Origin of the sequence: Methylocystis sp. ATCC 49242, from assembly GCF_000188155.2 — a bacterium.
In the GTDB taxonomy this organism is placed as follows: domain Bacteria; phylum Pseudomonadota; class Alphaproteobacteria; order Rhizobiales; family Beijerinckiaceae; genus Methylocystis.
In genome coordinates this window covers 1748378-1761992 of the sequence record NZ_KE124774.1, presented here as the reverse complement: position 1 = coordinate 1761992, position 13615 = coordinate 1748378, and the positions used below count along the sequence as shown (strand labels likewise).

14 protein-coding genes are annotated in these 13615 nt (G+C 66.3%); 3 read left to right on the top strand and 11 right to left on the bottom strand.

The window, feature by feature from the left end:
• Window positions 1–21: 21 nt before the first annotated feature.
• A complete protein-coding gene (locus MET49242_RS23345) occupies window positions 22–573 on the bottom strand; it encodes a histidine phosphatase family protein (protein WP_051134132.1) in 552 nt (183 codons plus the stop codon).
• Window positions 574–867, bottom strand: coding sequence for a 50S ribosomal protein L28 (gene rpmB, locus MET49242_RS10805; protein ID WP_036282883.1), 294 nt, complete (start codon window positions 865–867; stop codon window positions 574–576).
• 436 nt (window positions 868–1303) lie between these two features.
• Here rpmB and MET49242_RS10800 point away from each other — a divergent pair, with 436 nt between their 5' ends.
• From MET49242_RS10800 to MET49242_RS10790, 3 genes are all read left to right on the top strand, one after another.
• The gene (locus MET49242_RS10800) at window positions 1304–2194 is read left to right on the top strand and encodes an NAD(P)-dependent methylenetetrahydromethanopterin dehydrogenase (protein ID WP_036282881.1); all 891 of its coding nucleotides are present in this window, start codon (window positions 1304–1306) and stop codon (window positions 2192–2194) included.
• A gap of 178 nt (window positions 2195–2372) precedes the next feature.
• Entirely contained in the window at window positions 2373–2882 is a 510-nt protein-coding gene (gene fae, locus MET49242_RS10795; protein ID WP_036282879.1) for a formaldehyde-activating enzyme, read from the top strand.
• A gap of 64 nt (window positions 2883–2946) precedes the next feature.
• Window positions 2947–3981, top strand: coding sequence for a hydantoinase/oxoprolinase family protein (locus MET49242_RS10790; RefSeq protein ID WP_036282876.1), 1035 nt, complete (start codon window positions 2947–2949; stop codon window positions 3979–3981).
• Window positions 3982–4047: 66 nt separating this feature from the next.
• Here MET49242_RS10790 and MET49242_RS10785 read toward each other — a convergent pair whose 3' ends face one another.
• From MET49242_RS10785 to MET49242_RS10745, 9 genes are all read right to left on the bottom strand, one after another.
• Window positions 4048–4617, bottom strand: coding sequence for a DUF447 domain-containing protein (locus tag MET49242_RS10785; protein ID WP_036282875.1), 570 nt, complete (start codon window positions 4615–4617; stop codon window positions 4048–4050).
• A complete protein-coding gene (locus tag MET49242_RS10780) occupies window positions 4601–6022 on the bottom strand; it encodes a DUF6513 domain-containing protein (RefSeq protein ID WP_036282874.1) in 1422 nt (473 codons plus the stop codon). Before MET49242_RS10780 ends, MET49242_RS10785 begins: the two co-directional genes overlap by 17 nt.
• Window positions 6023–6059: 37 nt before the next feature.
• Complete coding sequence (locus MET49242_RS10775; RefSeq protein ID WP_036282872.1) at window positions 6060–6617, bottom strand: flavoprotein; 558 nt, start codon at window positions 6615–6617, stop codon at window positions 6060–6062.
• The gene (locus tag MET49242_RS10770) at window positions 6614–7258 is read right to left on the bottom strand and encodes a uridylate kinase (RefSeq protein ID WP_036282870.1); all 645 of its coding nucleotides are present in this window, start codon (window positions 7256–7258) and stop codon (window positions 6614–6616) included. Before MET49242_RS10770 ends, MET49242_RS10775 begins: the two co-directional genes overlap by 4 nt.
• Window positions 7242–8390 carry a (5-formylfuran-3-yl)methyl phosphate synthase gene (locus tag MET49242_RS10765; protein WP_036282868.1) on the bottom strand — a complete coding sequence of 383 codons (1149 nt, stop codon included), beginning with the start codon at window positions 8388–8390 and terminating at the stop codon, window positions 7242–7244. The genes MET49242_RS10770 and MET49242_RS10765 overlap by 17 nt, the downstream gene beginning before the upstream one ends.
• A gap of 63 nt (window positions 8391–8453) precedes the next feature.
• On the bottom strand, window positions 8454–9773 hold the full coding sequence (locus tag MET49242_RS10760) for a folylpolyglutamate synthase/dihydrofolate synthase family protein (RefSeq protein ID WP_036282867.1): 1320 nt from the start codon (window positions 9771–9773) through the stop codon (window positions 8454–8456).
• A gap of 23 nt (window positions 9774–9796) precedes the next feature.
• Entirely contained in the window at window positions 9797–10660 is an 864-nt protein-coding gene (gene accD / locus MET49242_RS10755) for an acetyl-CoA carboxylase, carboxyltransferase subunit beta (RefSeq protein ID WP_036282866.1), read from the bottom strand.
• Window positions 10657–11535, bottom strand: coding sequence for a tryptophan synthase subunit alpha (trpA, locus tag MET49242_RS10750; RefSeq protein ID WP_036282864.1), 879 nt, complete (start codon window positions 11533–11535; stop codon window positions 10657–10659). Before trpA ends, accD begins: the two co-directional genes overlap by 4 nt.
• Window positions 11536–11660: 125 nt before the next feature.
• Window positions 11661–13604, bottom strand: coding sequence for a potassium transporter Kup (locus tag MET49242_RS10745; RefSeq protein WP_036282862.1), 1944 nt, complete (start codon window positions 13602–13604; stop codon window positions 11661–11663).
• Window positions 13605–13615 lie beyond the last annotated feature (11 nt).

Below are 13615 nucleotides of genomic sequence, written 5' to 3'. Positions count from 1 at the left end.
CAAGCTGGCTCGTGAGCTTTTCTAGGGACTGAAAATCAAATACCCCCACGGCCGGTCAAACCCCGGCCCTGCGGTCTGCCGCCAGCCGCGACCGGCCAGCGTCCGCGCCACATAGCGGTTGAACCAGCCATGGCCGACGAGCGCGACGTCGCCCTGCGCCGACGCTTCCAGCAGTCGTTCCGCGCATTGCCCGGCGCGGCTGCGCAGATCGTCGCGCGCCCCGGCCAGCGCGGGGGAAAATTCTCCGCGCGCCCGCGCGAGGATCATCCACGCGATCGCCGGAAGTTTCAGCGGCAGATTCGGCGTGAGCGGCGGCGCTTCCCGAAAGGCCGATTCGCTCACATCGGCTGTAACGCCAAGCCGCGCCAGGGTTTCCGAAACACGCGGCGCGTCGCTCGCAAGGACAGTCGCTGCTCCGCCGACGAGTCGCGCAACTTCTTCGGGCGGCAGGGCGTCAGCCTCTATCCCGGCACGTTCATAGGCGTCGATATAGGCGCAGAACTCTCGAAACGAGAAAAGCCCCGACGCCTTGACAGCGACGGGGCCATGTCGGACCAGAATGATCGAAGGCAATTACGCGGTGGCCGCGCTCTGCTTCTTCTCGATCTCGCGCTTCAGCACGCGGGCGTTCTGCGAAAGCTCCTCGTCGCGCGCCTTCACGAGGAAGGCGTCGAGACCGCCGCGGTGCTCGACCGAGCGCAGGGCGGCCGCCGAGATGCGCAGGCGCACCGAACGCGCGAGCGCCTCGGAGGCGAGCGTCACATTGACGAGGTTGGGCAGGAAACGCGTGCGCGTCTTGCGATTGGAGTGGCTGACGAGATTACCCGTCTGCACGCCCTTGCCGGTCAGCTCGCAACGCCGGGACATGGAACTTCCTTTCAATCCGCTTTGGCTTCGTCCACGCGGCGGGCAGGGACCAAGGTGCGCCCGCGCCGCCGACGATGGGTGAAAACGACGCAAAAGGCTCGCGGCTCAAAGCGCCGAGCCCTGTTCGCGAGCCTTATAAGAGCAAAGGGCCGCGAGCGTCAACCGGGCGGGTCCGGCGGGGCGGCTTGATCTGTGTCATGCCTTGTTAATCCACAGCGGGAAAGCCTGCGGAGAAGCCGCAATCGCCTCTGGACATCGGCGGCGTTCTGGGTTCTAAGCCTGTCGTCGCTCCGGGCGGGGCGAGGCGCGCCGCGCCGCGCCGTTCTTTCTGGCCCGGAATCTTCGAAAAACGACAGGGCCGGAGCCTGTCCTCCCGCCACGCCCGCCGGTTTGCGGCGGCGCGACGCTTAAACGACAGAAAGGTTGGGGAAATTCCATGGCCAAAGCAATTCTGCACATGCTCAGCACGTTGAAGCATATGAGCCCCTTCGACGTGAACATGGCCCTCGACGCCGGTTATGATGCGGCGATTCCCTACACCAACGTCACTCTCGATGAAGTCACGGCGCTCGTGCAGGACGCGATGTTCTCGCGCGCGCCCTCCGCGGCGCTGAAGACCGGCATTTTCTTCGCGGGCCGCGACGCCGTGCTCGCCCTCGACATGCTCGAAGCCGCCCAGAAGGCGCTGCTCAAGCCCTTCGAGGTTTCGCTCTTCGCCGACCCCTACGGCTCCTTCACCACGGCCGGCGCGATGGTCGCCTGCGTCGAGAAGGTGCTGCGCGACAAGAAGCAGCGCGAGCTGAAGGGCTCCCGGATCGTGATTTACGGCGCCACGGGCGTCGTCGGCTATTCCTCGGCTGTCATCGCTGCGCTGGAAGGCGCCGAAGTGACGATCGTCGGCTACAGCGGCCTCGACCGCGTCGCCAAGCAGGCCGACGAAATGTGCAAGCGCTTCAACATCAAGGTGAAGCCGGCTGACGGCAGCTCGCCGGAAATGGTGCGCGCGCTGCTCGTCGAGCATGAGATCGCGCTCTGCGCCGCCCGCGCCGGCGTGCAGGTCTTGTCGAAGCACGACCTCAACGCGGCGAAGAGCCTGCTGATCGCCGCCGACGTGAACGCCGTGCCGCCGCTCGGCGTCGAAGGCTGCGGCCTGCACGACAACGGCGTCGTCGTTTCCGAGCATGGGGCGCTGGGCATCGGCGCGCTGGCCATCGGCAATGTGAAATACGGCGCGGAGTCGGGCCTCTTCAAGCAGATGGTCACTTCCGACAAGCCGCTCTGCCTCGACTTCCGTCACGCTTTCGCCCTCGCGCGTCAGCTCGTGTAAGACGCGCGCGCAATTGCCGGGCGAGGAACTTGGCAAGCGTGCGCAAAACTGGTTGAGTCCGCGCCGCGGTCGTTTGTCCGCAGCGCTTTCTCATGGCCGGCGCCTTCGTGTGTCCGGCTCCTGGCAAAACGCCCGCCGCCCCTGGCGGGATGCAATGTTTCTTTGAAAGGGAACGCACATGGCAGTTATCAACAAGATGCTGGTCGGCGAGTCGCTGGTTGGCGAAGGCAATGAAGTCGCGCACATCGACCTGATCATGGGTCCGCGCGGTTCGGCCGCCGAGCTCGCTTTCGCGAACGCTCTCGTCAACAACAAGGACGGCTTCACGACGCTTCTCGCGGTCGTCGCTCCGAACCTGCTCTGCAAGCCCAACACGATCCTGTTCAACAAGGTCACCATCAAGGGCGCCAAGCAGGCCGTCCAGATGTTCGGCCCGGCTCAGCACGGCGTCGCCAAGGCCGTCGCCGACTCGGTCGCCGAGGGCGTGATCCCGGTGGCCGAAGCCGACGACCTGTTCATCTCGGTCGGCGTGTTCATTCACTGGGACGCTTCGGACGACAAGAAGATCCAGGACTACAACTATCAGGCCACGAAGGAAGCCATCGCCCGCGCCGTTCGCGGCGAGCCGAAGGCCGCCGAAGTCGTCGCCAAGCGCAACGAGGCCAAGCACCCCTTCGCCGCGAACTGATTTCGCGCGACGGCGTAAGATCGAAGGGGAGCCGCAGGGCTCCCCTTTTTCATTTCGAGGAAGCATGACGAGCGTCATCGGCTGGGACATTGGCGGCGCGCATGTGAAGGCCGCGCGGGCGGAAGATGGTCGCCTTGTCGCCGTCACCCAGCGCGCCTGCGCGCCGCACATGGGCCTCGCGCATCTCGAGCAGCCGATCCGGGAAACGCTCGCGGAACTCGGCTCCGCCGCGCGTCATCGCGTCACGATGACGGCCGAATTGTCGGACGCTTTCGAGGACCGCGCGCGCGGCGTGATCTCGGTTGCGGCGATCGTCGCGCGGGAGATCGGCGCGGGCGATATTCTTTTCTACGCCGGCGCGGATGGTTTCGTTTCGCGCGCGGCGCTGCCGGAATTCGCCGGGTCGGTGGCGTCCGCCAATTGGCGCGCGAGCGCCGAACTCGCCGCGCAGCATTGCGCCGAAGCGTTGTTCGTCGACATCGGTTCGACCACGAGCGATTTGATCCCCATCCGTAACGGCTGCGTCAGCGCCTCGGGCGCGACTGACGCCGAGCGGCTTGCCTCCGGCGAACTCGCTTACGCCGGTTTCAGCCGCGGGTCTCCGCAGGCCTATGCGTCGCGCGCGCCAATCGACGGGACGTGGACGCCGCTCGTCAACGAGGCCTTCGCCTCCATGGCCGACGTGCGCCGCGTGCTCGGCGATTTGCCGGAGGGCGAGAGCGGCGCCGATCTCTCGCCGACCGCCGACGGCCGCCCGAAAACGATTCCCGCTTCGCGCGCGCGGCTTGCGCGCCTCATTGCCCGCGACGCCGCGCAGCTTTCCGATTCGCAGGCGCGCGCGCTGGCCGATTATTTCGCGCGCGCGCAGATGCGCGCCATCGAGGACCAGATCGCGCTCCTCGCCTCGCGCGACGCGATCGCGCCCGACGCGCCCTTCATCGGCGCCGGCGTCGGCCGCGCGCTTGTCGCGCGTCTCGCGCAAATGACGGCGCGCCCCTATCAGGATTTCGCGGACTTCATCCCCGCGCCCGAAGATTTGCGCGCGGCGGCGTCCGATTGCGCGCCAGCGGCGGCGCTCGCGTTACTCGAAGAGAAGTAGCGCGCATAAACATGAAGCCGGCGCGCATTCTGGCTGCAAAAGTCTGTCGGCTTTCGCAGAATGCGCCTAGGCGGTTTCCCGCGAGAGATGCTCGGCGATCTTTTCCATCACCATGTCCCAGGCCTCGCGCTCGGCCTCTCCCGCCGTCTTTTCTATTGCGATCCTGAGATAGGCGATTTCGCTCTCGATCTTCTCGCGCGGCAGGCGTCCGAGACGCGTGGCGAGAATCGCCGCTTCCAGCACGGCGGCGCGGGCGCGATTCATGCCGAGGAAGGGGCGATGCGCTTCCGTGTGCTTCACGCGACAGATGAAACGCGGGCGAATCTCATCCTCCTCGACGCGCACGACTTCCAGTTCCGCATGGGCCAGCGCGCAGGAGAGGCGCGGGGCCGGCCAGTTCTCTATGTCCGTCAGCGGAAAGGTGCGATGACCGACGACGAGCCCCGCGAAGACGCGCGCGTCGTCCGTGAAGCTGGCGGTGGCTTTCGGCGTCTGGCTCAGATTGAAGAGCGTTGCAGAGGGGCGAAAGGGGGCGATGATCCAGTGAGGTCCGTCCTCGATCAGTCCGAGAGGCGCGATATGCGGGCGGCCGACGGGAGAGAGCGTCGTCACGACGCATTCATGTATCAGAGGCATCTTCCGCGCGTCCCTCGCCCGCCTTGCGCATGGTGTGTCCCATTTCCTTGAAGCGCGTGGCGTCCTCTTCATTAATGTCCACGGCCGCGCCAAAGTCCAGCGGCTCGTCCTGGCGATAGCGCTTGCCCAGCTTGAAGGCGATCTCGGCCTTCATCAGCTCCGTTCCGAGATAGAAGGCGTGCGCGCCGTCGTGCTCGACGCCCAGATGCGGAAAGAGCGACATGGCGTCGCTCGCGACGTGGTGGAAGCGCTTGGCGTAGATATGAACGCCGTCCTGCGTCGTATCGATTCGGAAATTGCTGTCGCGCAATTCGCGCGCGAGCTCGGCGATTTCGAGCGGCGTAGCGGCGTAGGGGCGACGGTCGTGCAATTGTAAGAGCGCGTCGCTGTAACCCTTCGGCAACGCGCGATCGGCGCGGGCCGCGTACATAAGACGCCGCGCCGCGTCATGCTCCTGCAGCGTGCGACGCGTGTGCGGGCTCACCTGCACGGTGAGGAGATGGCGGATATTGAGCTCCGAACATATGCCGAGCATCGCGGCCGTGACGCCGCCCGAGTCCGCGTCGGTGAGTTCGGTGAGATTGCCCGTGCCCATCATGATCTCGGCCTCGGGCTCGCGCGCGCGCAGCTCCACATAGCGCGCGATGGACGCCGCGAATCCGAAGTGAATCGGATCGAGAATCGGATCGAGGATCGCGCTGATTCCGCGTCTGTGCGCGATCCGCGCCGCGCGCTGAAGCGAATCCAGATCGCCGTGCGGGCGCGGCACGAGTATCGGAACGACGGACGAATGATCGGGAAGAATCCGCAGCGTCTCTTCGTCGAGGCTCAGCAGATGATCGACGCCGGCTCTCGCCGCCCGCTCGAGTTCGGAGACATTGGCGGAATCGACGCTCACCTTGAGGCCGTTCGCCTTCAGCGCCGCTATGGTTTCCTCCATGTGGTCGAACGGCGTATCGGGCAGGCAGCCGAGGTCGATGACGTCGGCGCCGCCGCGTTGCAGGACGAGCGCTTTCGTCACCACCTCGTCGACCGTCATTTTCGAGGCGTCGACGATCTCCGCGAAAATGCGCATGTCATGGCGCGAGAGATCGGGCGCGCGGCCGCCATGGCCGAGATAGGCGGGAAGGTCCGCGATTTCCTCCGGCCCGCGCTCGAAGGGCACGCCGAATTCCCTGGCGAGCGCGTCGAGGTCAGCGCGGCAGCGGCCGGGCAGGATCACGCGATCCGCCTCCACGGGCCGGGGCAGGCGACGCTGGATGATCTCCTGCGTCATCAACGCCGCGACCTTCACGCCAATGTCGTGAATGCGCCAGTCGCGCGCCGTCTCGCCGAAGCCCGCCACCATCCGCTCGAGCCGCGGAAAGGCCAGATGGCCGGTGAGGAACAGCAGGCGCTCGCTCATGCAATGTCTTTCATTTGAAGCACGCCCGCTGGCGCGCCTATCCTTGCGGCGTGACTTCGCGGCGGCGGCGTTCGACCGCCTCGTTCAGGGCCGCGAGGCTCTCGACGACCTGCGTCGCCTCGAAGGATTTGAGCTTGTCGGTGTTCTCCAGGTCGATGCGGCGCGGGTAGACCATCACCATGCCCTTTGGCGCGCGCGTTTCGAGTTCCGGCGCCGTGTCGCAGGCGAAGACGATGGTCGGCACGCGGCACTTGCCGGCCTGCGCGAAGACATTCGTGGCGAGATTGTCGGAAATTCCGACGACGGCTTTCGCCACGGTGTTCGAGGTCGCGGGCGCGACGACCAGCGTGTGATAGACGTTGTAATAGAAGCCGCCGACTGGCGCGGCGCTCGCTGTCGTGTCCTTGAAGATGCGGATCGTGTCCGGCAGGTCGAGGTCGTGCTTGTACATGCGCACGACTTCCGCCGCCGCCTTGCTGACGAACAGATCGCAGTGATCGAGCGAGCGGATCATTTCGAGACATTCGGTAAAGAAATGTCCCGAGCCGGTGAGCGCCCAGCCCCAGCGCGGCGTCACAACGTTCTTTTTTGTCATGAGGCGATCTTCTGTGTTGATGCCGCGACAGGAACGCCGGGCAGGGCGCCGCCGGTCAAGAGCTGCGCTGCATCAGCGAGCGCCCGCGGACCGGCGACGAAGACGGGCGTTCCGTCGACATAGGTTGGAAAGGCCAGGTCGACAACGCCGGCCGAGACGAGATCGCGCAAAGCAAGATCGACGCCGACATCGACGCTCTTGATCATCAGTAGCGCGGCCGCATTCGTTTCTCTCGCCAGCCAGGCCGCAAGACTGTCCGAGGTCACGTCCCAGCCCGGCGCAATGTCGCGCGCCGCTCCGACCATTGGAGAGGGGCGCCAGAGCGCGATGCGGCCGCGGGCGTGGATCGCCTCGAACTCCTCGCGCGTTCCGGCGAGGTCGAGATCGTGAAGGCTCGCGAGCGCCAGCGCGTATTGCTCCATCGCCAGCACGGCCATGGCGTGGGCTGTCGTATCCGGGAAGCCGATCTTCGGCTGCGCGGCGCGCACTGCGTCTGCGAAGGGGCCGCCGCCTGAAACCAGCGTCAGCCTGTGCGGATAGTTTTTCAGCGCCGCGATCCAGCGCGCGAGATCGGGCGAGGCGTGAAGGCTGCCGCCGATCTTCGCGACAGCGAGCGGCCGCGCCTCAGTCTTCGGCGGCATCGGCGTAGTTCGGCGCGTAGGGCGAGCGGCGGGCGTCCTCATGGACGCGCTCGCGGCGGATCTTCACGCCGACGGCGCCGGGCGCAACGTCGAGCTTTTCGACCTGCACCGTCACCGAGCGCACGCGCTCATGCAGCAGCACGCTCTCCGCAAGCCGCTCCGCGATCGTCTCGACCATGGCGATGTGGCCTCCGGCGAGGATCATTTTGATCGCGTCCATGATGACGTCGTAGGAGAAGACCGAGCGCATGTCGTCGGCGCCATTGGCGCGCGCCACGTCGGCGTCGACGTTGAAACGCACGCGTTGCGTATGACCATATTCATGCGCATAGGCGCCGACCTCCATCGGCACGACATAGTCGTGCAGGAAGACGCAGTCGGTGTCATTGGCGCTGGGCGGCTGGATATAGCCGCGGCCGAGATGCGACCAGTCGGCGACGGGCGCCACTTTCTCGCCGCGCTCGAGCGGGATGAGATCGCGGATCAGCGCCGTCGCGCGGCCGTCGATGGCGCCGCGCCGGTCGCCATGTGCGCAAAGCGCGCCGCGAAAGCCGATGACGCTCGCGCCCGTGACGAGAAGGCGCGGGGCGTCGGGCGGCTCCAGCGCGCCGGCGAGTCCCGAGGCGAGGCCCAGTGCGCGGCATTTGGCGACGAATTCGGAAAGGTCGCCGATGTTCATTATGTCGATGAGGCGGCCCTTGCCCTTGTGCGCCGTGTCCAGCATCGCGCCGTGGAAACCGGCGCGGGCGAGGGCGGGAAGAAGGTCGAAGTCCGGTCCGAGGTCCGCGAAAATCACCGCGACGAGTTTTACGCGCGCCGCGAGGGGGGCCAGGGCCTCGATGATCTCGTCGGCGTCGGGTGTGACGGGCAAAGCGAATTTCACATATTCGACGCCAGTCGCGATGGCGGCCTCGAAGTCGCGGCGCGCGTGGGCCACGTCATGCGGCAGTTCGACGACGGCGCTCACGGGCCGGCGGCCGTTCACCGCGGCGACGATTTCGGAGACCTGCGCTAGCGGCAGGGCGCCGAGCGCGCCGCGAGCGGGGTCCTTGCAGTCGATGATGTCGGCGCCGTGCGCGAGCGCGATCTCCGCCTCCTCGCGCGACAGAACGCTGGCCAACATCAGGGTCATTACTTACGCTCCGAAAAACCGTCGATTGCAGCTCTTACTACATTCGTGTGGGATGCGCGCGGCCTACTCTATCTGCGACCCGTTCGCTCCCAGCACCGTCGCGGCGAGGTAGAGGGAGCCGGCGATGAGCACGCGGGGCGGCTGGTCGAAGCTCCGCATCCGCAGGATCGACAGCGCCTCCTCGACGCTGTTGGCGGCGGCGGCGCTCGGAATGCCCTCGGCCTTCGCCAGCGCGGCGACTTCCTCCGGCGGCCAGCTCTTGTGCTCGCCTTCGACGGGCACGGCCACCACTTCGCGGGCGAGACCGGCGAAGTGCCGCAGCAGCGCGCCCACGTCCTTGGTCGTCTGCGCGCCGCAGATTAGCGCCAGCGGGCGCGGCGCGCGGTCGTGGAATTCGGCCATCGCCTCGGCGAGCACCCTGCCGCCGTCTTCATTGTGGCCGCCGTCCAGCCAGACCTCGGCCCCGTCGGGGGCCAGATCGACCACGCGGCCGCGCATCAGCCTTTGCAGGCGCGCGGGCCATTCGGCGCGGGTGAGGCCGGCTTCTATCGCGCTCGACGGCAGTTCGGGCGCGACAGCGCGGATCGCCGCGATGGCGCCGGCGGCGTTTTCATGCTGGTGGCGCCCAGCGAGGCGCGGCAGCGGCAAATCGAGCAGGCCGCCCTCGTCCTCGAAGACGAGGCGACCGTTCTCCTCGCGAATATGGAAATCCTGTCCGGCGACGATCAACGGCGCGCCGACGCGCCGCGCCTCGCGCTCAAGCACGTTCGCGGCCGGCTCGGACTGGAAGCCGATGATCGCCGGCGCGCCGCGCTTGAAGATGCCGGCCTTTTCATAGGCGATCTTGTCGACGGTCGCGCCCAGGAATTCGGGATGGTCGATCGAGATCGATGTGATGATCGTCGCCTTTGGATTGGCGATGACGTTGGTCGCGTCGTAGCGTCCGCCGAGGCCGGTCTCCAGCAGCAGCCAGTCGGCGGGCGTCTCGGCGAACAGCGAGAAGGCCGCCGCCGTCGTCACCTCGAAGAAGGTGATCGGCTGGCCGCCATTCGCCTGTTCGCAGCGCTCCAGCGCCGCATTCAGCCGGTCGTCGTCGACGAGCTTGCCGCCGCCCTCCGCGCCGAGCCGGATGCGCTCGTTGAAACGCAGCAGATGTGGCGAGGTGTAGACATGCACGCGCTTGCCCGCCGCCTCCAGCATCGCGCGCAGAAAGGCGATGGTCGAGCCCTTGCCGTTCGTGCCGGCGACATGGATCGTCGGCGGCAGGCGCAGGTCCGGACGGCCGAGCGCCTCCAGCAGCCGCTCGGTGCGGCCGAGCGACAGATCGATGCGCTTGGGATGAAGCGTGAGCAGTCGCGACAGGATCGCGTCATGCTGATCCATTGCGGGTCGCGCCTTTCTCGAGATTACGCGGCGCGGCGCGGCGGCGACTTGGTCAGGAGGCCGCACAGGCGCGCGAGAGTCTCGCGCATCTCCTGACGCGGCACCACCATGTCGACCATGCCATGGTCGCGCAGATATTCAGCGCGCTGGAAGCCGTCCGGCAGTTTCTCGCGGATCGTCTGCTCGATGACGCGGGCGCCGGCGAAGCCGATGATCGCGCCGGGCTCCGCTATCTGCACGTCGCCGAGCATCGCATAGGAGGCCGTGACGCCGCCGGTCGTCGGATTCGTCAGCACGACAATATAGGGGAGCTTCGCGTCGCGCAGGCGCTGCACGGCGATGGTCGTGCGCGGCATCTGCATCAGCGAGAACATGCCCTCCTGCATGCGGGCGCCGCCGGAGGCGGTGAAGATAATGAAAGGCGTGCGCTTGGCGAGCGCATGTTCGGCGCCGGCGACGATGGCCTCGCCCGCCGCCATGCCGAGCGAGCCGCCGAGAAAGTCGAAATCCTGTACGGCGACCGTGACCTGCGAACCTTCGAGCTTGCCGGTCGCGAGCGTCACCGCGTCCTGCATGCCGGTCTTGGTTCGATATTCCTTCAACTTGTCGACATAGCGCTTGATGTCGCGGAATTTCAGCGGATCGACCGGCGCCTCGGGCGTCGGCAGCAGCTCCATCTCGCCATTGTCGAACAGCGTCGTCAGCCGAACCTCGACCGGACAGCGCATGTGATAGCCGGAGCCCGGCACGACGAAGAGATTGGCCTCGATGTCCTTGTGGAACACGAGCTGGCCGCTCTCCGGGCATTTCACCCATAGATTCTCTGGCGCCTCGCGCTTGATGAGGGCCTTTATCTTGGGCGGGACGACGTTGGAATACCAGTTCATGACCAGAGCCTCGTCAGCCAGGAAAACGCGCCGATTTTCGCGGGGGCCGGGCTTCTCGCGCCATGCACGCCGCCGGCGATGCTCGCGACGAGCGACGTCACCGCCTCGACGCTTTGCGGGCTCGCCTTGTTACCAGCGTCGAGCGACGCCTTCAGCGCCTCGACCAGCGCCGAGCCCACCACCACGCCGTCCGCCGTCCGCGCCATTTCCGCGGCGTTCGCCGCGTTTTTCACGCCGAAGCCCACTGCGATCGGCAATCCCGTATGGCCCTTGATGCGTTTCACCGCCTGACTCACGCCGGCGTAATCCGCGAGCGCCGCGCCAGTGATGCCCGTCAGCGAGACATAATAGACGAAGCCAGACGTATTTTCGAGAACCTTGGGAAGGCGCCGGTCGTCCGTCGTCGGCGTGGCGAGGCGGATGAAGTTCAGCCCCGCGTCGCGCGCGGGGATGCACAGCTCCTGGTCTTCTTCGGGGGGAAGATCGACGACGATCAGGCCGTCCACGCCCGCCGCCCTGGCGTCGGCGAGGAACTTGTCCACGCCATAGACATAAATGGGGTTGTAGTAGCCCATCAGCACGATTGGCGTTTCGTTGTCGCCGGCGCGGAAGTCGGTCACGAGCTTCAGGGTCTTCCTGAGCGTCATCCCGGCCTTGAGCGCCCGCAGGCCCGCGGCCTGAATCGCCGGTCCGTCGGCCATGGGGTCGGTGAAGGGCATGCCCAGTTCGATCACGTCGGCGCCGGCGGCTGGCAGCGCCTTGACGATGTCGAGAGAGGTCGCGGGGTCGGGATCGCCCGCCATCACGAATGTCACGAGCGCGGCGCGCCCTTCGGCTTTCAGGGCGTTGAAACGGTCGTCGATGCGAGTGGACATAAGGCTTCGAGTTCTTTCCGGTTCAGCGGTCTTCGTGATGGGTCATGCCGCCATTTTTCAACCGATGGCTTAGTCCCTGGCCCGTCTCTCGTCCACCCTTTTCGCTCGGTCCGAAAAGGCGCGCGTCAGATCGTCACCTGCGCCCCCAGCTCCACCACGCGGTCGGATGGAATCGAGAAGAAGTCCGTGGCGTTGGCGGCCTGTTTCGTGAGCGCGACATAGAGCTTGTCCTGCCAGGCCGGCATTTCGGAGGCGGGGCTTTCCTTGATGGAGCGACGGCCGAGGAAGAAGCTCGTGGTCATGATGTCATATTTCAGCCCCGCCTTCCGCATGGCGGCGAGGGCGGCGGGCACGCGCGGGCTTTCCATGAAGCCGTAATGCAGCTTCGCGGTGTAGAAATTCTCGGCAAGCTTCTCGATTTCGAAACGCTTCTCCGGCGCGACGCGGGGCCGGTCCTCGGTCTTCACGCAAATCACCAGCACACGCTCATGCAACACCTTGTTGTGCTTGAGATTATGCATGAGCGCGGTGGGCGCGACATTGGGGTCGCTCGTGAGAAAGATCGCCATGCCCGGCACGCGCGTGGGACGGGATTTCTCCAGCATGGCGATCAGCTCCATGATGGGGAGCGAGTCGCGATGGGTCTTTTCGGCCAGCAGCCGCGTTCCCCGCACCCATGTCCACATGACGATCATCGCGCAGCCGCCGAGCACCAGCGGCACCCAGCCGCCGTCCACGACCTTCATCAGATTGGCGGCGAGGAAGGCGAATTCGACGATGAGGAACGACGCCGCGAACAGGATCGCCGCCCCCAGCGGCCAGCCCCATTTGCGCCAGGCAACGATGAAGAGGAGCGAGGTCGACAGCACCATCGTGCCCGTCACGGCGATGCCATAGGCGGAGGCGAGCGCGGACGAGCTCTTGAAGGCGATGACGAGCAGAAGCACGCCGATCAGCAGCAGGCGATTGACGCGGCCGATGTAGATCTGCCCCTCCTGCATGGCTGAGGTGTGGGTGATTTCGAGGCGCGGCAGAAGGCCGAGCTGGATGGCCTGCCGGGCGAGCGAGAAGGCGCCGGTGATGACCGCCTGCGCGGCGATGGTCGTCGCCATTGTGGAGAGGATGACGAGCGGCAGGAGCCCCCAGTCCGGCGCAAGCAGAAAGAACGGGTTGCCGACCGACTCGGGCTTCGACAGGATCAGCGCGCCCTGGCCGAGATAGTTGAGCAGAAGCGCCGGCAGCACGAAGCAGAGCCAGGCGATCTGGATCGGAAAGCGGCCGAAATGGCCCATGTCGGCATAGAGCGCCTCGACGCCGGTCACGGCCAGAAACACCGAGCCGAGCACCACGAAGCCGAGCCAGCCATGGGTGACAAGGAACATGATGCCGCGCCGCGGATCGAATGCGGCGAGCACCTGCGGCGCGTCGGGAATATGCGAGGCGCCGAGCACGCCGATGGTGAGGAAGAAGGTGATCATGATCGGGCCGAAGAAGGCCGCAACCCGCGCCGTGCCATGGCTCTGCACCCAGAACAGCGTCACCAGAATGAAAATGGTGATGGGTATGACGAATTCGCTGAAGCGATGCGTCACGAGTTCGAGACCCTCGATCGCCGACATCACCGAGATGGCCGGGGTGATCATCGCCTCGCCGGCGAAAAGCGCGGCGCCGCCGACGCCGAGCAGGAAGGCGACCTGCGTGCGCCGACCCATGGCCGTTTGCGCCAGCGCCATCAGCGAGAGAATGCCGCCCTCGCCGCGGTTGTCGGCGCGCATCACGAAGAAGATGTATTTGATCGTGACCGTGAAAATCAGCGCGAAGATGAGGAGCGAGATGGAGCCGATCACAGCTTCCTCGGTGAGCGAGTCGGCCTCGACCTGATGGGCGAGCGACTCGCGCAGCGCATAGAGCGGGCTCGTGCCGATGTCGCCGTAGACGACGCCGATCGAGCCGATCACGAGGCCGATGAGTCCGCCCTTGCCATGCTCATGCCCATGCTCGAGTTCGGGGCCGGAGGCCGGAACCGGCGTGATCGTCTGCGGCTGTTCCGCGCCCGGCTGCTGCATCATTGAATGGTCCT

Coding starts and splice junctions, on each gene's coding strand:
- fae (WP_036282879.1), top strand. CDS start 2,373: ATGGCAGTTATCAACAAGATGCTGGTCGGCGAGTCGCTGGTTGGCGAA.
- MET49242_RS10780 (WP_036282874.1), bottom strand. CDS start 6,022: ATGAGCGAGCGCCTGCTGTTCCTCACCGGCCATCTGGCCTTTCCGCGG.
- rpmB (WP_036282883.1), bottom strand. CDS start 867: ATGTCCCGGCGTTGCGAGCTGACCGGCAAGGGCGTGCAGACGGGTAAT.
- MET49242_RS10745 (WP_036282862.1), bottom strand. CDS start 13,604: ATGATGCAGCAGCCGGGCGCGGAACAGCCGCAGACGATCACGCCGGTT.
- MET49242_RS10800 (WP_036282881.1), top strand. CDS start 1,304: ATGGCCAAAGCAATTCTGCACATGCTCAGCACGTTGAAGCATATGAGC.
- MET49242_RS10760 (WP_036282867.1), bottom strand. CDS start 9,773: ATGGATCAGCATGACGCGATCCTGTCGCGACTGCTCACGCTTCATCCC.
- MET49242_RS10775 (WP_036282872.1), bottom strand. CDS start 6,617: ATGACAAAAAAGAACGTTGTGACGCCGCGCTGGGGCTGGGCGCTCACC.
- MET49242_RS10770 (WP_036282870.1), bottom strand. CDS start 7,258: ATGCCGCCGAAGACTGAGGCGCGGCCGCTCGCTGTCGCGAAGATCGGC.
- MET49242_RS10790 (WP_036282876.1), top strand. CDS start 2,947: ATGACGAGCGTCATCGGCTGGGACATTGGCGGCGCGCATGTGAAGGCC.
- MET49242_RS10765 (WP_036282868.1), bottom strand. CDS start 8,390: ATGACCCTGATGTTGGCCAGCGTTCTGTCGCGCGAGGAGGCGGAGATC.
- trpA (WP_036282864.1), bottom strand. CDS start 11,535: ATGTCCACTCGCATCGACGACCGTTTCAACGCCCTGAAAGCCGAAGGG.
- MET49242_RS10785 (WP_036282875.1), bottom strand. CDS start 4,617: ATGCCTCTGATACATGAATGCGTCGTGACGACGCTCTCTCCCGTCGGC.
- accD (WP_036282866.1), bottom strand. CDS start 10,660: ATGAACTGGTATTCCAACGTCGTCCCGCCCAAGATAAAGGCCCTCATC.